22 protein-coding genes and 2 pseudogenes are annotated in these 19,483 nt (G+C 62.4%); 12 read left to right on the top strand and 12 right to left on the bottom strand.

Annotation, left to right across the window (positions count from 1 at the left end; genetic code table 11):
• Nucleotides 1-14: 14 nt before the first annotated feature.
• The gene (locus tag NKJ77_RS11350; RefSeq protein ID WP_023687525.1) at nt 15-1,376 is read left to right on the top strand and encodes a cytochrome ubiquinol oxidase subunit I; all 1,362 of its coding nucleotides are present in this window, start codon (nt 15-17) and stop codon (nt 1,374-1,376) included.
• Nucleotides 1,377-1,484: 108 nt separating this feature from the next.
• Nucleotides 1,485-2,489, top strand: a complete 1,005-nt coding sequence (locus tag NKJ77_RS11345) for a cytochrome d ubiquinol oxidase subunit II (protein ID WP_023687526.1) — start codon at nt 1,485-1,487, stop codon at nt 2,487-2,489.
• 166 nt (nt 2,490-2,655) lie between these two features.
• Here NKJ77_RS11345 and msrA read toward each other — a convergent pair whose 3' ends face one another.
• From msrA to NKJ77_RS11330, 3 genes are all read right to left on the bottom strand, one after another.
• Entirely contained in the window at nt 2,656-3,381 is a 726-nt protein-coding gene (gene msrA, locus NKJ77_RS11340; RefSeq protein WP_023703867.1) for a peptide-methionine (S)-S-oxide reductase MsrA, read from the bottom strand.
• 111 nt (nt 3,382-3,492) lie between these two features.
• The gene (locus NKJ77_RS11335) at nt 3,493-3,777 is read right to left on the bottom strand and encodes a hypothetical protein (RefSeq protein WP_023832223.1); all 285 of its coding nucleotides are present in this window, start codon (nt 3,775-3,777) and stop codon (nt 3,493-3,495) included.
• A 79-nt stretch (nt 3,778-3,856) separates the two neighbouring features.
• Nucleotides 3,857-4,558, bottom strand: a complete 702-nt coding sequence (locus NKJ77_RS11330; protein ID WP_023832222.1) for a DUF1223 domain-containing protein — start codon at nt 4,556-4,558, stop codon at nt 3,857-3,859.
• 194 nt (nt 4,559-4,752) lie between these two features.
• Here NKJ77_RS11330 and NKJ77_RS11325 point away from each other — a divergent pair, with 194 nt between their 5' ends.
• Together NKJ77_RS11325 and lepA are read left to right on the top strand one after the other, a co-directional pair.
• Nucleotides 4,753-5,124, top strand: coding sequence for an endonuclease domain-containing protein (locus NKJ77_RS11325; RefSeq protein WP_023681256.1), 372 nt, complete (start codon nt 4,753-4,755; stop codon nt 5,122-5,124).
• Nucleotides 5,125-5,263: 139 nt separating this feature from the next.
• Nucleotides 5,264-7,069 carry a translation elongation factor 4 gene (gene lepA / locus NKJ77_RS11320; protein ID WP_023687530.1) on the top strand — a complete coding sequence of 602 codons (1,806 nt, stop codon included), beginning with the start codon at nt 5,264-5,266 and terminating at the stop codon, nt 7,067-7,069.
• A gap of 189 nt (nt 7,070-7,258) precedes the next feature.
• On the opposite strand, the gene NKJ77_RS11315 is transcribed toward lepA, so the two are convergent.
• Together NKJ77_RS11315 and NKJ77_RS11310 are read right to left on the bottom strand one after the other, a co-directional pair.
• Nucleotides 7,259-8,368 (bottom strand): hypothetical protein, encoded by a 1,110-nt coding sequence (locus NKJ77_RS11315; RefSeq protein WP_155923998.1) that lies wholly within the window; start codon nt 8,366-8,368, stop codon nt 7,259-7,261.
• Nucleotides 8,338-9,216 carry an ATP-binding protein gene (locus NKJ77_RS11310; RefSeq protein ID WP_023832220.1) on the bottom strand — a complete coding sequence of 293 codons (879 nt, stop codon included), beginning with the start codon at nt 9,214-9,216 and terminating at the stop codon, nt 8,338-8,340. The genes NKJ77_RS11315 and NKJ77_RS11310 overlap by 31 nt, the downstream gene beginning before the upstream one ends.
• 182 nt (nt 9,217-9,398) lie before the next feature.
• Here NKJ77_RS11310 and NKJ77_RS11305 point away from each other — a divergent pair, with 182 nt between their 5' ends.
• From NKJ77_RS11305 to NKJ77_RS11285, 5 genes and pseudogenes are all read left to right on the top strand, one after another.
• Entirely contained in the window at nt 9,399-9,776 is a 378-nt protein-coding gene (locus NKJ77_RS11305; protein WP_245266175.1) for a hypothetical protein, read from the top strand.
• Nucleotides 9,777-10,195: 419 nt separating this feature from the next.
• Nucleotides 10,196-10,543, top strand: coding sequence for a hypothetical protein (locus NKJ77_RS11300; RefSeq protein WP_023832219.1), 348 nt, complete (start codon nt 10,196-10,198; stop codon nt 10,541-10,543).
• Nucleotides 10,544-10,858: 315 nt separating this feature from the next.
• Complete coding sequence (locus NKJ77_RS11295) at nt 10,859-11,230, top strand: hypothetical protein (protein WP_023832218.1); 372 nt, start codon at nt 10,859-10,861, stop codon at nt 11,228-11,230.
• Between the two features lie 95 nt (nt 11,231-11,325).
• Nucleotides 11,326-11,442, top strand: a pseudogene (locus NKJ77_RS11290) (DUF559 domain-containing protein); the annotation flags it as partial.
• Nucleotides 11,443-11,519: 77 nt separating this feature from the next.
• Nucleotides 11,520-11,705: a hypothetical protein gene (locus tag NKJ77_RS11285; RefSeq protein ID WP_023687558.1), complete on the top strand. Its 186-nt coding sequence runs from the start codon at nt 11,520-11,522 to the stop codon at nt 11,703-11,705.
• 79 nt (nt 11,706-11,784) lie between these two features.
• Here the strand turns inward: NKJ77_RS11285 and NKJ77_RS11280 are convergent.
• The 6 genes and pseudogenes from NKJ77_RS11280 to rph form a co-directional block, all read right to left on the bottom strand.
• Nucleotides 11,785-11,919, bottom strand: a pseudogene (locus tag NKJ77_RS11280) (EamA family transporter); the annotation flags it as partial.
• A 188-nt stretch (nt 11,920-12,107) separates the two neighbouring features.
• Complete coding sequence (locus NKJ77_RS11275; protein WP_023702417.1) at nt 12,108-12,431, bottom strand: low molecular weight protein tyrosine phosphatase family protein; 324 nt, start codon at nt 12,429-12,431, stop codon at nt 12,108-12,110.
• A gap of 6 nt (nt 12,432-12,437) precedes the next feature.
• Nucleotides 12,438-13,595: a radical SAM family heme chaperone HemW gene (gene hemW, locus NKJ77_RS11270; protein WP_023702416.1), complete on the bottom strand. Its 1,158-nt coding sequence runs from the start codon at nt 13,593-13,595 to the stop codon at nt 12,438-12,440.
• Nucleotides 13,595-14,242, bottom strand: coding sequence for an RdgB/HAM1 family non-canonical purine NTP pyrophosphatase (gene rdgB, locus NKJ77_RS11265; protein WP_023726744.1), 648 nt, complete (start codon nt 14,240-14,242; stop codon nt 13,595-13,597). Before rdgB ends, hemW begins: the two co-directional genes overlap by 1 nt.
• Complete coding sequence (locus NKJ77_RS11260; RefSeq protein WP_023824065.1) at nt 14,242-14,652, bottom strand: VOC family protein; 411 nt, start codon at nt 14,650-14,652, stop codon at nt 14,242-14,244. The genes rdgB and NKJ77_RS11260 overlap by 1 nt, the downstream gene beginning before the upstream one ends.
• A gap of 190 nt (nt 14,653-14,842) precedes the next feature.
• Nucleotides 14,843-15,559, bottom strand: coding sequence for a ribonuclease PH (gene rph, locus NKJ77_RS11255; protein ID WP_023702412.1), 717 nt, complete (start codon nt 15,557-15,559; stop codon nt 14,843-14,845).
• A 156-nt stretch (nt 15,560-15,715) separates the two neighbouring features.
• On the opposite strand from rph, the gene hrcA reads away from it, so the two are divergent.
• The 3 genes from hrcA to NKJ77_RS11240 all read left to right on the top strand — a co-directional run bounded on the left by hrcA (nt 15,716) and on the right by NKJ77_RS11240 (nt 18,493).
• Complete coding sequence (hrcA, locus tag NKJ77_RS11250) at nt 15,716-16,801, top strand: heat-inducible transcriptional repressor HrcA (RefSeq protein WP_023681233.1); 1,086 nt, start codon at nt 15,716-15,718, stop codon at nt 16,799-16,801.
• Between the two features lie 35 nt (nt 16,802-16,836).
• Nucleotides 16,837-17,037, top strand: a complete 201-nt coding sequence (locus NKJ77_RS11245; RefSeq protein ID WP_023672050.1) for a hypothetical protein — start codon at nt 16,837-16,839, stop codon at nt 17,035-17,037.
• 106 nt (nt 17,038-17,143) lie between these two features.
• Nucleotides 17,144-18,493 (top strand): PQQ-dependent sugar dehydrogenase, encoded by a 1,350-nt coding sequence (locus NKJ77_RS11240; RefSeq protein ID WP_023822356.1) that lies wholly within the window; start codon nt 17,144-17,146, stop codon nt 18,491-18,493.
• A gap of 24 nt (nt 18,494-18,517) precedes the next feature.
• On the opposite strand, the gene NKJ77_RS11235 is transcribed toward NKJ77_RS11240, so the two are convergent.
• A complete protein-coding gene (locus NKJ77_RS11235; protein WP_023832217.1) occupies nt 18,518-19,423 on the bottom strand; it encodes a hypothetical protein in 906 nt (301 codons plus the stop codon).
• Between the last annotated feature and the right edge of the window lie 60 nt (nt 19,424-19,483).

Here is a 19,483-nt window from a genome sequence, read left to right as displayed (position 1 = left end):
CAGCCGGAGCCCGCATGGACCCGCTCATCCTGTCGCGAATGCAGTTCGGGGCGAATATCTCGTTCCACATCCTGTTTCCGACCATCACGATTGCGCTTGGCTGGGTGCTGCTGTTCTTCAAGCTCCGCTACAACACCACCAATGATTCCGCCTGGATGCGCGCCTATTTCACCTGGGTGAAAGTGTTCGCACTGTCCTTCGCCATGGGCGTGGTCTCCGGCGTCACCATGAGCTTCCAGTTCGGCACCAACTGGCCGGGCTATATGGAAAAGGTCGGCAACATCGCCGGGCCGCTGCTTGCCTACGAGATCCTCACCGCCTTCTTCCTCGAAGCGGCCTTCCTGGGCATCATGCTGTTCGGGTTCCGCCGCGTCTCCAACCGCGTCCACACGCTGGCGACGGTATTGGTCGCCGGCGGCACCACGCTGTCGGCCTTCTGGATCATTGCGCTGAACTCCTGGATGCAGACGCCGGCCGGCTTCGAGATGATCGATGGCAAGGCGCATCCCGTCGACTGGTGGGCGATCGTCTTCAACCCGTCCATGCCCTACCGTCTGACGCATATGCTGCTTGCCTCCGGCCTGACGGTGTCGTTCCTGATCGCCGGCCTGTCGGCGCTGCGCTACCTCACCGGCGACCGGTCGGAATCGATGTGGAAGGCGCTGCGCACCGGCGTCTTCACCGCCGCCATCCTGATCCCGATCCAGATCTTCGCCGGCGACCAGCACGGGCTGAATACGCTGGAGCACCAGCCGCAGAAGATCGCGGCCATGGAGGCCAACTGGAACACCGGCCCCAACGTGCCGCTGGTGCTGTTTGCGCTGCCCGACGAGGCGGCGAAGGAAAACAAATTCGAGATCGCCATTCCCGACGGCGCCAGCCTGGTGCTGCGTCACTCCACCAGCGGCATCGTGCCGGGGCTCAACGACTATCCCGGCCTGCATCCGCCGGTCTTCCCGGTGTTCTGGGGCTTCCGCATCATGGTCGGCACCGGCATTTTGATGCTCATCGTCTCGTGGTCGGCGACCTTCTTCCTCAAGCGCCGCCACAGCCTGCCGAGGCCGCTGGCCATGCTGATGGTGCCGATGGCGCTGTCGGGCTGGCTGGCGACGCTGGCCGGCTGGTACACCACCGAAATCGGCCGCCAGCCCTGGCTGGTCACCGGCGTGCTGAAAACCGCCGACGCTATCGGCCCGGTCGCCGGCAGCCATGTCGCGCTGACGCTCGCCATCTATCTCATCCTCTATGTGCTGCTGCTGATCGCCTATCTTGGCGTGCTGGTGCACCTGGCGCTGAAGGCCGCCAAGGACGGCGATACCTCGCCGCTGCCGGGCGTCATGAAGACGGCGATGTCGCAACCGGCCGCAGCGGAGTGAGGAATGGTCCGCGTAGAGGACGAAAAGCCAACGATTTGGCTTTCCGAATGACGAACGCCCGGAGCCATAGCGAAGGGCAGAACCGTTGATGAGAGGGATGACAGACCGATGAGCTTCGACTGGCCAACCGCGCTGCCCCTGATCTTCGCCGGCCTGATGGGCCTCGCCATCCTGATCTACGTCATTCTCGACGGTTTCGATCTCGGCATCGGCATCCTGTTCTCGGTCGCCGAAGATGCCGAGCAGGACACCATGATCGCGGCAATAGGCCCGTTCTGGGATGCCAACGAGACCTGGCTGGTGCTGGCCGTCGGCCTGCTCCTGGTCGCCTTCCCGCTGGCGCATGGCGTCATCCTCACCGCGCTCTACATTCCGGTCTTCGTGCTTTTGGTCGGCCTCATCCTGCGCGGCGTCGCCTTCGATTTCCGCGCCAAGGTGCCCGCCGGCAAGAAGCATCGCTGGAACCGCATTTTCTTCCTCGGTTCCGTCATCGCCTCGCTGGCGCAAGGCTATATGCTCGGCGTCTATGTGCTTGGCCTCGATGTCGGCTTTGGCGGCATCGCTTTCGGGGCGCTGGTGGCGCTCTGCCTGTCGGCGGCCTATGCAGCGATGGGCGCTGCCTGGGTCATCTACAAGACCGAGGGCGAATTGCAGAGGAAGGCGGTGGCCTGGCTGCGGACAGCCCTGGTGCTGACCGCGCTCGGCATGGCGGCGGTGTCGCTGGCGACCCCATTCGCCAGCCCGCGCATCTTCGCCAAATGGTTCGTCTGGCCCGAAATGCTCTTTCTGTCGCCGCTGCCGATCCTGTCGGCGCTGCTGTTCCTGTGGCTGTGGCGGCAGACCTTCCACCTGCCCAAGCCCGACGACCGCCATGCGCTGCGGCCGTTCCTGACGCTCGCCGCCATCTTCGCGCTCGGCTTTGCCGGGCTTGCCTGGTCGTTCTACCCCTTCGTGGTGCCCGAGAGGCTGACCATCTGGCAGGCGGCGTCGGCGACGGAAAGCCTGGCCATCATCCTCGCCGGCACGGTGGTCGTGCTGCCGGTGATCATCTTCTATTCGTTCTATGCGTATCGGGTGTTTGGGGGCAAGGCGACGGATCTGACGTATGATTGAAGGGGAGCTGATCTCCCCCCTTGAGGGGGAGATGGCCGGCAGGCCAGAGGGGGTCGCCGCGCGTGGAGCGCTAACCTTCTTCTGCCGCAGGAGGTCGCGTCCGGTCGGACCGACCCCCTCTGTCGCCTCCGGCGACATCTCCCCCTCGAGGGGGGAGATTAGGTGCTCAGCTCTTCCCCGCCAGCACGAGCACCGGCTTCTCGCTATACAACCCCGGGAACAGCGCCTTCAAATTCGCCACCTTGGGCAGGTCGTTGTAGACGATGTAGGGGTAGGTCGGGTTCAGCGTCAGAAAGTCCTGGTGATATTCCTCGGCCGGATAGAAGGTTTTGCCCGTCTCCAGCGTGGTGACGATGGGTTTTGAAAACACCTTGGCCTGGTCGAGCTGGGCGATGTAGCTCTGGGCGATCTTCTGCTGCTCGCCATTCTCGGCAAAGATGGTCGAGCGGTACTGGGTGCCCGAGTCCGGCCCTTGATAGTTCAGCTGCGTCGGGTTGTGGGCGACCGAGAAATAGACCTGCAGCAGCTGGCCGTAGGTCACCTTGGACGGATCGTAGGTGATCTCGACCGATTCGGCGTGGCCGGTGCGGCCGCTGCCGACCGTTTCGTAGACGGCGTCATCCTTGGCGCCGCCGGTGTAGCCGGAGACGGCCTTGGTCACGCCCTTGACGTGCTGGAACACGCCCTGCACGCCCCAGAAGCAGCCGCCGGCGAAGATAGCCTTCTCGCTGCCGCTGGCGGCCTTCTCGTCCACTGCCGGCGGCGGGATCACCACCGCGTCCTCGGCCGAACGCGCCGGGCTCTGCCAGAAGGCAGCCGCCGCGGCGGCGACGATGAGCGCGGCAAGCGCGCTCTTGAAGATCGGCGTTCTCGTCCTTGCAATGCCGGTCATGTCTGATCTCCTCGATGGTGGCGAAGACTATACGACAGAACGTCCCGCCTGGTTTCTCAAATTGCCGTGCGCCGGCCCGGCCACTGTGCGGCCGGGCCATGGGACCCAGCCTTATTGCGCGCGCGCCATGGCGTCCGCCGGCTTCATCGCATCCGTTGCGGGTTTCATGGCATCGGCCGGCTTCATGGCGTCGGCGGCGGGTTTCATCGCATTCGTCGCCATTGGGTCGGCTGGCTTGATGGCATCGGTCGCCGGCGCCATGGCATCGGTCGCGGGCTTCATCGCATCAGTTGCCATCGCCGGCTTCATGGCGTTAGTCGCTTCGTCCCCGCGGGCGCCGGAGGCGAAGGCGGTCATCGAAAGCGCAAAAGCGAGCGCGGTCAGGGTCTTGGTCATGATGGTATTTCCTCCTTGAAGAGGGCGCGCGGATGCGAGCCCGGTTATGCCGCGCTAGCGGCGTTGCGTAGAAAAAGAATCAGTCGGCGGCTGCAGCCAGCATCGGCCCACCACCCGGCGACTGCACCAGCACCGCGGTGCTCAGCCCGCCGCTTGCCGCCGGCAGCGGCAGTGTGGTGGCGTCGCCGCTCCAGCTGCCGAGTTTCTCCAGCGAGTGCACGACATTGGCATGCGGCAGCGTGCGCCCGGTATTCTCGCCGCGCGCCACCGGCACCTCGATGACGCCCTTGTTGTAGCGGACCAGCCAGACATCGGCGCGGCCGGCCGGCGCGGAACCGGCGCCGATGCTGATCTTGCCGCCGTCGAGCGACAGCGTCGGCCCGTTCGTGCGGCCGCTCGCGGAAATCAGCTGCTCGATCTCGCCCGATGCCGCGCCCACCGCATCGGCACCGCCATTGACCACGACCTGCGGCGTGAACGGGCCGGAGCGGCCGAGCGACGGCTCATAGCGCACCTGGCGCTGGGTAAATTCCTCGCGGCCGAAAATGTCTTTCCAGCCGAGATAGTCCCAGTAGGTGACGTTGAACGACAGCGCCAGAACGCCCGGCTGGTCCTTGACCTTGATCAGGTTGGCATTGGCCGGCGGGCAAGACGAACAGCCCTGGCTGGTGAACAATTCGACCACGGTGAGCGGCTGGGCGAAGGCGGCGCCGCCAAGCATCATCAGCGCGGCGCCTACGGCAGCCAGCATGCCGGCGCGTTTTGGGTTAAGTCCAGTCATCGGGGGTCTCCGTTGCGGCGGGTTCATCCCACACTTCGTCGCTGCCCGAGGCTTCGTTACATGGTTCACCGCTTCGTGATTGGGGGCGGACGCGTCGTTGCCTTCTCCCCATGTGGGAGAAGGTGGATCGGCGCGAAGCGCCGAGACGGATGAGGGGTGTTCCAGCGGAGTGAGACGTTGGTTAATCTAACGTCATGCCACATCAGCCCGTCGCTCCTGCCAAACGAAACTTTGCCCGTTCGCTCCGACGTGAAATGACGGAGGCGGAAGACAAACTGTGGCACGAACTACGTGACCGCAGGCTCGATCGGATCAAATTTCGGCGCCAAGTTCCTGTTGGAAAATACGTCGCCGATTTCGCTTGTCTTGAATCACTCCTCATCATCGAGATCGATGGGAGTCAGCATGCGGACTCAGAGTCAGACCAGGCCCGTAGAACGGAACTGGAGGCGAGAGGCTTTCGTGTGTTGCGCTTTTGGAACGACGATGTCCTGAAAGACATGGACAGCGTCTGCACCACGATAATCGCTTATGTAAGGGATGTCAGTTTGCAGCCATGGCGGTGAAAGAACGCCGGCGTCAAGCTGGAACACCCCTCATCCGTCTCGGCGCTGCGCGCCGATCCACCTTCTCCCACAAGGGGAGAAGGCAAGGGCACCGCCACCCCGCTTGCCCCTGCAACCCGCCCCTGCTAAAGCGCGCGCCATGAGCACGCCTCTCGACCACATCCGCAATTTCTCCATCGTCGCCCATATCGACCATGGCAAATCCACGCTTGCCGACCGGCTGATCCAGTCCACCGGCGGGCTGGAGCTGCGCGACATGAAGGAGCAGGTGCTGGACTCGATGGACATCGAGCGCGAGCGCGGCATCACCATCAAGGCGCAGACGGTGCGGCTGAAATACCGCGCCAACAATGGCGAGGACTATATCCTCAACCTGATCGACACGCCCGGCCATGTCGACTTCGCCTATGAAGTGTCGCGCTCGCTCGCCGCCTGCGAAGGCTCGCTGCTGGTCGTCGATGCTTCCCAGGGCGTCGAGGCGCAGACGCTGGCCAATGTCTACCAGGCGATCGACAACAATCACGAGATCGTCGTGGTGCTGAACAAGGTCGACCTGCCGGCCGCCGAGCCCGAACGCATCCGCGAGCAGGTCGAGGAAGTCATCGGCATCGACGCCTCCAACGCCGTGCTGATCTCGGCCAAGACCGGCCTGGGCATTCCGGATGTGCTGGAGGCCATCGTCCACCAATTGCCGCCGCCGCGCGAGGGCGATGCCTCGGCACCGCTGAAAGCCATGCTGGTCGACAGCTGGTACGACGCCTATCTCGGCGTCATCGTGCTGGTGCGCATCATCGACGGCGTGCTGAAAAAGGGTGCGACCATCCGCATGATGGGCACCGGCGCAAAGCATCTGGTCGAGCGCACCGGCGTGTTCACGCCGGCCCGCATCAATGTCGACGAGCTCGGCCCCGGCGAGTTCGGCTTCTTCACCGGCTCGATCAAGGAAGTGGCCGACACCCGCGTCGGCGACACCATCACCGAAGACAAGCGCCAGACAGCGCATGCGCTGCCCGGCTTCAAGCCGGCGCAGCCGGTGGTGTTCTGCGGCCTGTTCCCGGTCGACGCCGCCGATTTCGAGGATCTGCGCGCCGCCGTCGGCAAATTGCGCCTCAACGACGCGTCCTTCTCCTATGAAATGGAAACCAGTGCGGCGCTCGGCTTCGGCTACCGCTGCGGCTTCCTTGGCCTGCTGCACCTGGAAATCATCCAGGAGCGGCTGGAGCGCGAGTTCAACCTCGACCTGATCGCCACGGCACCATCAGTCGTCTACCGGCTGCTGCTTACCGACGGCTCAATGAAGGAGCTGCACAACCCGGCCGACATGCCCGACGTGGTGAAAATCTCGGCCATCGAGGAGCCGTGGATCCGCGCCACCATCCTGACCCCCGACGACTATCTCGGCGGCATTCTAAAACTCTGCCAGGACCGGCGCGGCATCCAGGCCGACCTGTCCTATGTCGGCAAGCGCGCCATGCTGATCTACGATCTACCGCTCAACGAAGTCGTCTTCGACTTTTACGATCGCCTGAAGTCGATCTCCAAGGGCTACGCCTCCTTCGACTATCACCTGACCGACTACAAGGAGGGCGACCTGGTGAAGATGTCGATCCTGGTCAATGAGGAACCGGTCGACGCGCTGTCGATGCTGGTCCACCGCACGGCGGCGGAAAAGCGCGGCCGCCAGATGTGCGAGAAGCTGAAGGAGCTGATCCCGAACCACCTCTTCAAGATCCCGATCCAGGCCGCGATCGGCGGCAAGGTCATCGCCCGCGAGACCATCTCGGCGCTGCGCAAGGATGTGACCGCGAAATGCTACGGCGGCGACGTAAGCCGCAAGCGCAAGCTGCTCGATAAGCAGAAAGAGGGCAAGAAGCGGATGCGCCAGTTCGGCAAGGTGGATATCCCGCAGGAGGCGTTTATCCAGGCGCTGAAGATGGGGGACTAAGCGGTCCGGCCTTTTGGCCGGACGCATCTACCCGGTGGGTCGATGCGAGCGCAAGTCCGGGTGGGAGCTGCCGCAGGCAGCGGGTCCCACCCCGGGGGTTGCGGCAGTGCGGTGACTAGCTCCTAAATCACGCCTCTGGTTCCACTGAAGCTCAAGTTCTTCGTGCCACGATCAACCAGCGTCGGCTTCTCATTCTGCGGCCTGGGGAACGAAATTTGGATATATCTCATCCAGATAATGAACTGCCTCATCGTCTGTAATTGCAATATTTAGCTTGTCTCGGACAAACTGGTGCCGGCTTATGCAATCGTGCAACAACTGGCCCCACGTCTTAACCCACACCTTGCCATTCCCCTCTTTAAAAATGTGCGCGCACCCTGGTGCTCGGTCATTCGAGTTGACGAGCGGGTCTAGGTCGTCGGCAACATCGGTACCCACCAGCCAAAATGACCATTCGACATTGGTCTTGTGATACCGCGTGTCTTTCATTATCGCGCTTGCATACTTCAGCAATTGGCCAAAGTCCGCGTAGCTCAGCGATTTGCTCGCCCGCTTCAATTCGACAATAAGATGATGGTCATCGTCGCGACCACTTCGTTTATTTGACTGGCAAAGCAATAAATCGATACGCGCGTTCTTTCCGCCTGAAACCAGAACCGGCTCCAGAACTCGCGTATCTATTTTAAGTTGCCTTAGATGTTCTCGAAGTGCATTCGTTAACGATGACTCCGTTTGCCCAAGCGTAAATTGCTCTCCAAACAACCAGGAGTTTCGTTCAATGATCTGATGAATATGCTGGCGCTCTTTCATCGTTGCCCTGGTCTCATCGGAGCAAACCAGAGACCTTAGTCCAATGGCTGTGCTGATCCGATGCTCCACGAAAGAGACAGCATCCAGAATATCCGACAACTTCGTTCTATCAAGAAGCATCGAGAATTGCTTTTGCTTTCCTTTAGAAAGATTGAGTACCTCTGAAAGGAGTCGGGATATTTCCTGGGGACGTTCCTCTATTGCCTCTCGAAGCAGCCGAAAAGACAGGGCTTTCGTCATACGGCTCTGCTCATCGAATCCTTTGGCATGATCGTTGATTGTCACCGCGCACATATTGAATATGCGCTTCGCCTGCTTAGTCACTGGCGAAACCTCGTTGTCTCCAAACGGGTAGACCTCCTCGTTCTTCCACTTCTCGATTAAGGACGACGCCTTTTCTCTTTCTCTCTTTCTGAAATGAGTCGAGAGGTGTTCGCGGGCCTCTTTAACAAGTTTTACTAGGCCCTCTTCCATATCCATGTCGGCCAATGAGCCGTTCTGGAGCTCGCCGAAGTGAGAGCTCTTAAGATATGCTCCGAAATCGAATCCTGGCGCTCGGACTTCAGGCGCGCGCTCCGATAGTGTAAAGCCCGTCTCGTCACACAGATACAATGCTCTCCGAGGGCCATATTCCATTCAATAATTTCGAGATCGGCCTGAACTTTCTTACCACTTGAGAGCGTATAAGGCCCCAGCCGGGCCTCGCTCGACGCGCTAACAATCTTCGTGACGTCGATCTGCTGGTCATCGTATACGACTGATACGGCACGATATTTATTGAGATACGGGGCAAATACTCTCGCCAACTCGTTTGAGCGCTCTTTGGTAAAAAACCATTCTGCGCGCTGGAAAATATTGTCGATGGACACGATTGTTCCGGTCGACTTCTGCCTTGATATTGCGACGTCACTGACCTGAAACAGTCCTAGGGTCTCATGGCTGGCGGTGATGTTATACGATTTGTATTCATCTCCATCTTTGTATGTGGTCTGCCATGTTACTATTTCACCCAGAGATAGTGCCCGGAACCGGCCTTCCCCATTCCTACCCTGTAACAGTCGTTGCTTCTGATGGGAACGAGTAGCCTTAAGCTTCCAAGAATTTCCGAGTTGAGAAAACAGATGTTCGTTGTTAGCGTAGGGTATTCCAGATCCGTCATCCGTGAACAGCAAACGACTGATTGCACCGAGCGCGTTTCGTTTGACGACAATGGTTATTAAATTTGAGTCCGCATCAAACGCATTTGAGACGATTTCTGCCACAGCTCTGACCGGTGTACCTGAAACCAAGCGTTTCCAGAAATCTTGCTGTGCTTTGACCTCGATTGTTTCGGACATGGCCTTTTCCCAAATCAGTACGGGCGTGCAGCAACTGTAATTAGTATGGCGTGAAGTACCATTCATTTCTGCAGAATTGCGGCCGCCTCAACAACTCTCGGCTTCGCGAGCTCCGCATAGCCGATCACTCTTTAGAAAGTTCCACCCTACAGTATGCTCGGGGCAACTTGGAAAGACACCACATGCGCTCCACCTCAGACACCATCGCTGCGATCGGTCTCGCCATCGGCGGCGCCTTCGGCCTGCCCGGCACTTTCGTCTCCAGCGCGCCGCTGCGCGAAACGCTTTGGGCGATCGAAGGCGCAGCGCTTGTGGTGGCCACCGCGCTGCTGACCATGAAATACCAGCGGCTGGGCAATGACTGCGTTGCGGCCGGGTTTCTCACCTTTCTCGCAGGCAAGAGCCTGCTTTTGGCCGGCAATGCGGCGGGGCTGGAGGCCAGCGTTCCTTCCTGTGTCGGCGGCATCTCGCTGTGGGCGGCGGCGCTCGTCCTGATCGGCGCGTCGAGCACTTTTGCGCTGTGGATGCGGCTCACTGGCGCGCCATCCTGTTTGTCGTGACGGTGGCCATGGTGCTGTGGGGGCGCCCTTGCTGCCGACCTCGGCGCCGCTGCCCGCCGCCGGCTATCCGTTCCTGGTGCTGGCGTTTGCCGGCTGGATCTGGACGTTGCTGAAGTCGCCGGGTGATTGACGCGATCCGGCCGCTGGCGCCGCATGTGAAGTGGGGCAGTAGGGGGCGTAGGGTATCACGAGGCCGCCCCCTCATCCGGCCGCTTCGCGGCACCTTCTCCCCGCTGGGGAGAAGAGGCGAGCACCAGCGCCGAGCGAGCTCCTCTCCCCTCGGGGAGAGGTCGGATTGCCCCGAATTGCCTTTCGCAATTCGGCTGGCAATCCGGGTGAGGGGGACTTGCCTAGCCGTGGCTCTAGGCCCGGCCCTCGCGGCGTGCGACCCTCGCATCTCCGATTCGGGACCGCCCGTCATGCTCCGCCTCGCCCTTGCCGCCCTCTTCATCGCCACCCCGGCGCATGCCGCCGATATGGCGTTCTTCGTCAAGAACCTGCGCAAGCAGGCGGTCGCGGTGGAGCTGTTCAGCCGTGACCGCAAGATGTCGTGGCCGGGCGGCGACCAGGTGTTCCTGATCGAGCCTAGCTCGCAGAAATCGGTGCCGATCTCGTGCATGTCAGGCGAAAACATCTGCTACGGCGCCTGGGTGAACGGCAATGATGCGGTCTCCGCCGGGGTCGGGCCGGATAATGACCAGCCTTGCGACAATTGCTGCTTCATCTGCGTGGAGAAGACGACCGAGACGATCGATCTGGTTGAGTGAGGGGCGGGGCGCCGAAGCTGCTGATCTCCCCCCTCGTGGGGGAGATGTCCGGCAGGACAGAGGGGGGCGCGAAGGATCGCCAGCGTATGGATCAGCAAGCCTAAAATTGAAATGACGCGGCTGCAGGAATGAGAGGTCGGCGGGACAGCGCCCCCCTCTGCCTTGCCGGGCATCTCCCCCACGAGGGGGGAGATCAGCAGTTCCGCCCTTCGCCAATCCCCCCAAAATCAGTCACGCCCCGCCCTTCAATGTCAGCCGCCATCATGCGATGCTGATTCCCTCGGCCGGGGGGCCGATTTGCCTCGGGGGAACACCATGTCTTTCACTTGTCTGCGCCGCATCGTCGTCGCGCTCTCGCTGGCCGGGCTGTTTGCGCCGGCCGCGCACGCCGCCGACATCACCTTCGCCGTCAAGAACAGCCATCCCAACGCCATGCGCCTCGAGCTCTACAGCCAGGACCGCGACTATGTCTGGCCGGGCAACGACAAGGATTTTTATCTCGACGATGGCGAGACCAAACAGATCCCGGTCTCGTGCGACGAAGGCGAGTCCATCTGCTACGGCGCCTGGGTCGACGGCGACGAGGGAACCTATTGGGGCGTCGGCCCCAACAACAAGGAAAGATGCGAGGATTGCTGCTACACCTGCAATGGCGGCGAGACGGAGGAAATTGAACTGACGCCGTAGGAAGTACAACCAATCTCCCCCCAAGTGGGGGAGATGTCCGGCAGGACAGAGGGGGGCGCCATAGAGCGCAAGCCTCCGCACCACCGAGCATCGTAATGCCGCACACGCCTCTACCGCCTCGACATCGCGCAAACGCCAGATCGATGCGCAAAGTCCTGACGCCAGCCGAGCTCAAGCTCTGGAACGAACTTCGGGCGCACCGGCTGATGGGGCCATGTCTTTGCCACAGTGGGGAACGAAAGCGTGGCTGGCGGATTGAATACCTGAGTCTCTTGAGGAGGAGGACAGGATGGACAGCCTGGAATTGCAGGACGTTTTCGAGCCCTATTATGCCGAGCGCAAGCGCTTCACTGCGCGAAAGGGCAAGCGTGCGCTCGCCGAAAGCGACACCGGCCTGGCCAGTCGGGCGGCCACCGCCTTGCCGACGAATGTCAGGCTTTCGGACAACAAACCGGACAGCACGACGGAGCACTGACCGTACGATGCCCAATCGTTTCGATATCTTCATCACCCGTCTTGAAACGAAGAGCGCCCGCGAAGGCGCGCCGCCGCATCCGATGAACGACCAGAACAGCGTCCGCCGGGACAAGAGCGACGCCAAGCCGGCCCGGACCGGAGAGGCGCATGCCGAGAAACACCGCGGCAAGCGCCGCTTCAAGCACGACGCTTAGTTTGTCGATCGGTGCAACATCGTCATCCTAGGGCGAAGCAAGGAGCGAAGTGACGCGGCGCAGACCCTATGATCCATTCCGTGACCTCTGCCGAAGGATGCAGCGGCGCAGAATTCTGAACCGCTGCAGCGCCTTAACCTCGCGGCAAATCCCGGGTGAAGCCCGAGGATGGCGAACGCGGGCGTGGAACGCCCCAACCACATCAGTCAGCCCAGGTATCGCGTCACCCTCACCTCCAGCAATCGCACCAACTCCGGATCCATGAATCCGTAATCATCCGGGATGTCGAGGCAGATGACGCGGGCCTTCTTCAGGCTCTCCTTGAATTTCTTCTGCAGCTTGGTGCGGTGCGCCTTTTCCATCACGAAGACGATGTCGGCCCAGGCGACCAGCTCATGCGTCAGCGGCGTGTGGGCGTCGTGGTTGGTGCCGGCCGACGCGACCTCGATATCCCTACGTTTGGAGAACACCTGCTCGGCGGTCGGGCTGCGCAAGCGGTTCTGGCTGCAGACGAACAGCACGTTCTTCATCGCGATCTACCGCGCCAAATCCGCCACCACGGCATCGAGCACGATCATGCCGGCTGGCGTGGCGCGTAGCCTGGCATTGCCGATCGGCGCCACCAGCCCCTCATCCTGCAGCACGGTCAGCCGGGCGCTCGACAGGCCGCGCCCGGAAAACGCCTCGTAGCGGGAAAGGTCGATGCCTTCGGCCAACCTCAGCCCCATCAGCAGGAACTCGTCGGCCTCTTCGGAGCGCGTCAGGATCTCGCCGCCGGTGACGCCATGGCCCCTGGCCTCCACCAGATTGGCCCAGGTCTCCGGCATCCGCTCGGCGATCGTCACAACACGGTGGCCGTTCTCGATAAAGCGGCCATGCGCGCCCGGTCCGACGCCGACATATTCGCCATACCGCCAATAGGTCAGATTGTGCCGGCTCTCGGCGCCCGGCCTGGCGTGGTTGGAAATCTCATAGGCCGGCAGGCCATGCGCCGCGGTGACCTCCTGAGTCAGCGCATAGAGATCGGCGGCCCGGTCATTGTCGGGAACGGTAAACTTGTGCGCCGCATGCAGCGCATGGAACGGCGTGCCTTCCTCGATGGTCAGCTGGTAGAGCGACAGATGGTCGGCGGCATGGCCGATCGCCTGTTCGAGCTCCACCTGCCAGTCGTCCAGCGTCTGGCCGGGGCGGGCGTAGATCAGGTCGAAGGAAAGTCTTGGGAATATGTCCCGTGCCAGGCCAATTGCATGCAGCGCCTCGTCGACATTGTGCAGTCGGCCGAGAAAGCGCAGATCCTTGTCGTTCAACGCCTGCACGCCGAGCGAGACGCGGTTGACGCCGGCGGCGCGGTAGCCGCGAAAGCGCTCGGCCTCGACCGAGGATGGATTGGCCTCCAGCGTCACCTCGATGCCGTCGGGCACCGTCCAGTTCTTCGCCACGGCGTCCAGCACCGCCGCCACCGTCTGCGGCTGCATTAGCGACGGTGTGCCGCCGCCGAGAAAGATGCTGGTCACCTCGCGCGCCCCGGTCCGCTCGCGCATCGTCTTCAGCTCGGTCTCGAAGGCGCGGGCAAAGCGCTCCTGGTCGACCGGCTGGTGACGGACATGGCTGTTGAAGTCGCAATACGGGCATTTGGCCGCGCAGAACGGCCAATGGATGTAGACGCCGAAGCCCGGGCTGCGGTCCAGCGACATTAAGCTGAGCCTAACCTGGCGCGGGCGAATTTCTGGAAGGCGCGGGCGCGGTGCGACAGCGCCGTCGGCTGACCGGGCTTCCAGCCGTGTTTTTCCTCAGCGCTCATCTCGCCGAACGTCTTGTCGAAACCGTCGGGCAAAAACACCGGGTCGTAGCCGAAGCCGAGTTCGCCGCGCGGCGGCCACACCAGCGTTCCCTCAGCTTCGCCGCGATAATATTCAGCCTCGCCATTGGGGAAGGCCAGGCAGATGACGGCGACGAACCGCCCCTTGCGCTGCGCTGGCTCGGCGGCGCCGACCTCCTGCAAGGCCACTTCGGTGCGCTGCATGGCCATCCCGAAGTCGCGGCTGCCATCGGGAGCTTCGGCCCAATTGGCGGTGTAGACGCCGGGGGCGCCGTCGAGCGCGTCGACGCACAGGCCCGAATCGTCCGACAGCGCCGGCAGGCCGGTCGCCTTAGCCGCGGCGAAGGCCTTGATGTAGGCGTTTTCCTCGAAGGTGGTGCCGGTCTCCTCCGGTTCCGGCAGGCCGTAGTCCTTGGCCGACTTCGCCTCGAAGCCGAACGGACCCATCAAATCGGCGAATTCGCGCAGCTTGCCTTCATTGTGGCTGGCAACGACGATCTTCTTTCCATCGAGAGAATGCATCAAAGGCCCCAGATCCTTGGCTCGGCGAATTCGATCGAATTGCCCGAGGGGTCGCGTATGTAGATCGAGCGCCCGCCCTGCGGCCATTCGAATTCGCTTTCGATGGCGATGTTTTTCGCCTCAAGTTGCGCCTTCCACTGTGCGAGTTCATCCTCACTTGCGGCAAAGCAGAGATGGCCCTCGCCGACCGTGCCATGTGGCGGCACTTTCAGCCGCGCATCGGGCGCCGGCGGGATTTTGGTGGCTTCGGCGTTGAAGATGAGCAGCACGCCCGGGCCGCAGCGGAAGAAGAGATGGCGGCCGTCGACCTTGCCGAGGAGAGGGAGGCCGAGGACATCGGAGTAGAAGGTCTCGGCAGCGGCGAGATCCGTGACGTAAAGCGCTGACTCAAGAATAGCGGAGGGTTGCATCAGGCACCCCCCTCTACCCTGCCGGGCATCTCCCCCGCAAGGGGGGAGATTGGCAGTTCCGCTGGCGGCGTCTCAACGTTGATGGTTGGCGAAAACGGTAGCGACCTCTGATCTCCCCCCTTGCGGGGGAGATGGCCGGCAGGCCAGAGGGGGGTGTGAAGGATCGCCGACGTCATCACGTTAAATTCAATCAGGCCACAGCCATCTGCTGCAAGCTCACCAGCCGCTGAATGCCCTTCTTGGCCAGGCCCATCAGCTCCGCGAACTGCCCTTCCGAGAACGGCTCGCCCTCGGCGGTGCCCTGGATCTCGACGATGCCGCCCTTGCCGGTCATGACGAAATTGGCGTCGGTGCCGGCAGATGAATCCTCAATGTAGTCGAGGTCGATGACCGGCTGGCCGTCATGGATGCCGCAGGAAATTGCCGCGACATGGTCCTTCAGCACCTTGGCAACACTGGCCATCTGCCGCGCTTCCATCCAGCGCAGGCAATCGTAGAGCGCCACCCAGCCGCCGGTGATCGAGGCCGTGCGGGTGCCGCCATCGGCCTGGATGACGTCGCAGTCGACGGTGACCTGCTGTTCGCCCAGTGCCTGCAGGTCGACAACGGCGCGCAAGGAGCGGCCGATCAGCCGCTGGATTTCCAGCGTGCGGCCGCCTTGCTTGCCGGCCGAGGCTTCACGGCGCATGCGCTCGCCGGTCGAACGCGGCAGCATGCCGTATTCCGCCGTCACCCAGCCCTTGCCGGAATTGCGCATCCAGCCTGGCACCTTTTCCTCCAGGCTTGCCGTGCACAACACATGCGTGTCGCCGAATTTCACCAGGCACGAGCCTTCGGCGTGTTTGGAGACGCCGCGCTCGAACGAGATGGCGCGCATTTCGTCGGCTTGGCGTTTGGAAGGGCGCATCGAGGCCTCTTTCTGTTCTTTTTACGGTTGCGTCGGCGGCTTGTAGACGCATGCAGCCCATGGCGCAAAGGAAAAGGCCGGGCGATCTGGCACAGACGCCGGGTTGCGCGAGGGTGATGGAAGTCTATATCCTTGGGCCGGAGGTTTTTGGCTCGAATGACCAAGGCAGTCACCGAACCCAGTCTGCTGGCGCCCGCGCTGCAATCGCTCGACATGCGTTCGCGCGACATTTTTAGGCGCATCGTCGAATCCTATTTGAAGGACGGTGAGCCTGTGGGATCGCGCAGCCTGTCGCGCATCCTGCCGTCGTCGCTGTCGCCGGCCACCATCCGCAACGTGATGAGCGACCTCGAACATCTCGGCCTGATCTATGCCCCGCACATCTCGGCCGGGCGCCTGCCGACCCAGACCGGCCTGCGCTTCTTCGTCGATGCCTTCATGGAGCTTGGCGATCTCTCCGACGAGGAACGCCGGGTCATCGAGGCGCAGGTGCGCGCCTCCGGCTCGGGCGCGACGCTGGAACACATGCTGACCGAGGCCAGCCAGATGCTGTCGGGCATGTCGCGCGGCGCCGGCCTGGTGCTCGCCACCAAGAACGAGGTGGCGCTGAAGCACATCGAGTTCATCCAGCTCGAGCCGACCAAGGCGCTGGCGGTGATGGTGTCGCAGAATGGCGATGTCGAGAACCGCGTCGTCGACCTGCCGGCCGGCATCACCGTCTCGCAGCTGCACGAGGCCTCCAACTTCCTCAACGCCCATATCAGGGGCCGCACGCTCGCCGAGGCGCGCATCGAGATCGCCCGTATCAAGGACGAGACCCGGGCAGCGCTGGACACGTTGTCGCAGGACCTGGTCGAGAAAGGCCTGGCGGTGTGGGCCGGCGCCGACAGCGGCCTGCCGGCGCGCCTTATCGTGCGCGGCCGCGCCAATTTACTCGAAAACGTCACCGCCCAGGCCGATATCGAATTGCTGCGCCACCTGTTCGAGGATCTGGAGACGCAGGACGGGCTGATCCAGCTGCTCGACCTCGCCGAGGACGGCCCCGGCGTGCGGATCTTCATCGGCTCGGAAAACAAGCTGTTCTCGCTCTCCGGCTCGTCGCTGGTCGTGGCGCCTTACCGCGACAAGGACGCCCGCGTCGTCGGCGCGCTCGGCGTCATCGGCCCGACCAGGCTGAATTATGCCCGCATCGTGCCGATGGTCGACTACACGGCCCAATTGATTACCCGGATGTTAAGATAATTCCGAAGCCGGGATCACCGTAAGGAGGGCGCAGAATGGCGCTTGAATCGTTCAAGGCCCAGATCAGCATGCTGCTCGAAGAAATGGTCAACCAGCCGGAGGACGAGCACGAAATCCAGGAGCAGCTGCGCGAAAAACTGCGCGAAATGCGCGCCATGGGATTGCCGCTGCCGGAAGATCTTGTCGCATTGGAAAAGCGTCTCGACGACGATCTGGACGTCGAAGAGGAAAGTTGAGCGGTTCTCTCGTCGAATCTGCGCGCGCACGCTTCTCTTTTGCGGCGGCCGCACAATATCTCCCTTGTCGTGACGCGCCGACCGGCGCGAGTTCGAGGAGAACAGCATGATCCGGATTGCCGGCTTCGCAGGCCTTGCCCTGCTTCTGGCCACCAGCGCCTTCGCCCAGCAGGCTGATCAACTGCTGCTGACCGGCAAGGACGCTTTCGGCGACTGGACGGCCGACAAGCCAGGTGTGCGCCGGCTGATTAGGCCGGATGATCTGAAAAGACCCAACATCACCGGATCCGCCTCCAACAGCGCCGGCCTCGGCGATCGGCCCGAGGGCGCGAAGCCCGTCCTGCCGCCTGGGTTTTCGGCCGAACTGGTTGCTTCCGGCATTTCCAATCCGCGGGTCGTGCGCGTGGCGCCGAACGGCGACCTGTTCGTCGCCGACAGTGACGCCAACCAGATCCGCGTCTATCGGCTGGCCAAGGGTAGCGCGAAGCCGGCCGAAGAGGGCATTTTTGCCGACAATCTCAACCAGCCCTATGGCATCGCCTTCTACCCGCCTGGCGACAAGCCGCAATGGGTCTACGTCGCCAACAACGACAGCGTGGTCCGCTACGCCTATCGCGACGGCGACCTTAAAGCCTCCGGCGAACCGGAGACGATTGTCTCCGACATCCCTACCGGCGGCCACTGGACCCGCGATATCGCCTTCTCGCCGGACGGGAAGACGCTGTATCTCTCGGTCGGCTCCGGATCGAACGTCGCGGAGGGCATGCAGAAGGCACCGAAGGGCGGCCTTGACGCCTGGGCAAAATCACAGCCACTCGGCGCCACCTGGGGTTCCGAGGATGGCCGTGCCGACGTGCTGGCCTTCGGCCCCGACGGCAAGAATGGCCGCATCCTCGCTACCGGCCTGCGCAATTGCTCGGGCATGACCGTGCAGCCGGCCACCGGCGCGCTGTGGTGTGTCGTCAACGAGCGCGACGGTCTCGGCGACGATGTGCCGTTCGAATATGCCACCTCAGTCAAGGACGGCGCCTTCTATGGCTGGCCCTGGTATTATATCGGCGCCAACGAGGACCCGCGTCACGAGGGCGCGCGCCCAGACCTCGCCGGCTCGGTCACCGTGCCCGACGTGCTGATGCAGGCGCATTCGGCGCCGCTCAACATCGCCTTCTATGACGGCGACAATTTTCCGGCCGAGTACAAGGGCGATGCTTTCGTCGCCCTGCACGGCTCCTGGAACCGGGGTGTGCGCACCGGCTACAAGGTGGTGAGGCTGAGATTCAGCCACGGCAAGCCGACCGGCGAGTACCAGGATTTCATAACCGGCTTCGTGCTTTCCGACGATGCCGTCTGGGGCCGGCCGGTCGGCGTCGCGGTGGCCAAGGACGGCGCGCTTATCGTCACCGAGGATGGCAACGGCACCATCTGGCGCATCACCCATGTCGATGGCCCATCCTGAGCCCGCGAACAGCGCAATCCGGCCCTAATGCACGTCCCGATGGATCACCTTGGGATAGGTATGGATCACCTCGGCCGATGAGACGCGGTCATCGAAACCGGTATCCCTGAGATTGAAGAGGCCGACCGAGCCGAAGGACTTCTTCGCCCCTTGCGCGAAGCGGCCGTCGCTGAAATCGTGTTCGTAAAGCGTCACCGTGACGTGGCCGGCATTGAGCTTCGGCACGTAAACACTGCTGATGGTGTCGTTGGCGACGCCAAGCTGGTTGACGTTGAAGCGATAGAGGTCCTGCACCATGCGCCGGGCCGCATTGCCATTGATCATCCAGTATTCGCGGCGCGATGCGCGGTTCGGGTCGATGAGTTTGAGCGGCGCCTTGCGGCCAAGCCCGAGCCAGTGCTCGAACACCATCACATTGGCGCCCCACGGATAGGGATAGTTGGACTTGTCGATGATGCGTGGCGGGCCATCCTCGGCAATCTCGACGGTATCGACATAGTCCAGCCATTGCAGCTGGAACGACGCTTCCACGTTGAGGTCGGTACTGCGCGGATCGGCAGCGATGATGCGCCAGTCGGAGACCGGCGGATATTTGGTGTCGAGGTCGATGTAGAATTCGCCTTTGGCGGTGTCGTCGGGGTCTATCTTTTGCGGTCCGTCACGCTCCATCGCCACCAGCCGCACCTTGAACCGGTTGTTGACGACCAGCGGATAGATCATCGGACGAATGGGGTGAGCGCCAAGGTTCCGGCTGTCGGTAAAATATCCAGTCTGCGGAACGACATCGCTATCGCCCTTGTCGAACAGGCCGAAAGCCTGACGCCCCTCGAACCACAGATACCATTCCAGCTCGTGGACGTGACCGCGTGCTTCGGAATAGTTGTTGGGCATCCACTTCATGAGCTGGATGTGAAGTCTTTTGGCTAACATGGGTGCTCCTGCCGTTCGGAGCCATGCGAGATAGCCGACCGCCTTCGGGGCGTAAGTGAA

Origin of the sequence: Mesorhizobium sp. M0052 (assembly GCF_040323255.1) — a bacterium.
GTDB lineage: Bacteria > Pseudomonadota > Alphaproteobacteria > Rhizobiales > Rhizobiaceae > Mesorhizobium.
Note: the sequence above shows the minus strand (reverse complement) of the source record. Positions and strands in the feature narration are given on the sequence as shown.

What these genes read in the sequence shown, in the direction of transcription:
- rdgB (WP_023726744.1), bottom strand. Translation starts at nt 14,242, where the DNA reads ATGCATTCTCTCGATGGAAAGAAGATCGTCGTTGCCAGCCACAATGAA.
- NKJ77_RS11335 (WP_023832223.1), bottom strand. Translation starts at nt 3,777, where the DNA reads ATGACCAAGACCCTGACCGCGCTCGCTTTTGCGCTTTCGATGACCGCC.
- msrA (WP_023703867.1), bottom strand. Translation starts at nt 3,381, where the DNA reads ATGACCGGCATTGCAAGGACGAGAACGCCGATCTTCAAGAGCGCGCTT.
- NKJ77_RS11330 (WP_023832222.1), bottom strand. Translation starts at nt 4,558, where the DNA reads ATGACTGGACTTAACCCAAAACGCGCCGGCATGCTGGCTGCCGTAGGC.
- NKJ77_RS11260 (WP_023824065.1), bottom strand. Translation starts at nt 14,652, where the DNA reads ATGCAACCCTCCGCTATTCTTGAGTCAGCGCTTTACGTCACGGATCTC.
- NKJ77_RS11295 (WP_023832218.1), top strand. Translation starts at nt 10,859, where the DNA reads ATGTCTTTCACTTGTCTGCGCCGCATCGTCGTCGCGCTCTCGCTGGCC.
- NKJ77_RS11285 (WP_023687558.1), top strand. Translation starts at nt 11,520, where the DNA reads ATGGACAGCCTGGAATTGCAGGACGTTTTCGAGCCCTATTATGCCGAG.
- NKJ77_RS11305 (WP_245266175.1), top strand. Translation starts at nt 9,399, where the DNA reads ATGCGCTCCACCTCAGACACCATCGCTGCGATCGGTCTCGCCATCGGC.
- NKJ77_RS11300 (WP_023832219.1), top strand. Translation starts at nt 10,196, where the DNA reads ATGCTCCGCCTCGCCCTTGCCGCCCTCTTCATCGCCACCCCGGCGCAT.
- NKJ77_RS11345 (WP_023687526.1), top strand. Translation starts at nt 1,485, where the DNA reads ATGAGCTTCGACTGGCCAACCGCGCTGCCCCTGATCTTCGCCGGCCTG.
- NKJ77_RS11325 (WP_023681256.1), top strand. Translation starts at nt 4,753, where the DNA reads ATGCCACATCAGCCCGTCGCTCCTGCCAAACGAAACTTTGCCCGTTCG.
- NKJ77_RS11235 (WP_023832217.1), bottom strand. Translation starts at nt 19,423, where the DNA reads ATGTTAGCCAAAAGACTTCACATCCAGCTCATGAAGTGGATGCCCAAC.
- NKJ77_RS11240 (WP_023822356.1), top strand. Translation starts at nt 17,144, where the DNA reads ATGATCCGGATTGCCGGCTTCGCAGGCCTTGCCCTGCTTCTGGCCACC.
- NKJ77_RS11350 (WP_023687525.1), top strand. Translation starts at nt 15, where the DNA reads ATGGACCCGCTCATCCTGTCGCGAATGCAGTTCGGGGCGAATATCTCG.
- NKJ77_RS11275 (WP_023702417.1), bottom strand. Translation starts at nt 12,431, where the DNA reads ATGAAGAACGTGCTGTTCGTCTGCAGCCAGAACCGCTTGCGCAGCCCG.
- hrcA (WP_023681233.1), top strand. Translation starts at nt 15,716, where the DNA reads ATGACCAAGGCAGTCACCGAACCCAGTCTGCTGGCGCCCGCGCTGCAA.
- lepA (WP_023687530.1), top strand. Translation starts at nt 5,264, where the DNA reads ATGAGCACGCCTCTCGACCACATCCGCAATTTCTCCATCGTCGCCCAT.
- hemW (WP_023702416.1), bottom strand. Translation starts at nt 13,595, where the DNA reads ATGTCGCTGGACCGCAGCCCGGGCTTCGGCGTCTACATCCATTGGCCG.
- NKJ77_RS11245 (WP_023672050.1), top strand. Translation starts at nt 16,837, where the DNA reads ATGGCGCTTGAATCGTTCAAGGCCCAGATCAGCATGCTGCTCGAAGAA.
- rph (WP_023702412.1), bottom strand. Translation starts at nt 15,559, where the DNA reads ATGCGCCCTTCCAAACGCCAAGCCGACGAAATGCGCGCCATCTCGTTC.
- NKJ77_RS11310 (WP_023832220.1), bottom strand. Translation starts at nt 9,216, where the DNA reads ATGTCCGAAACAATCGAGGTCAAAGCACAGCAAGATTTCTGGAAACGC.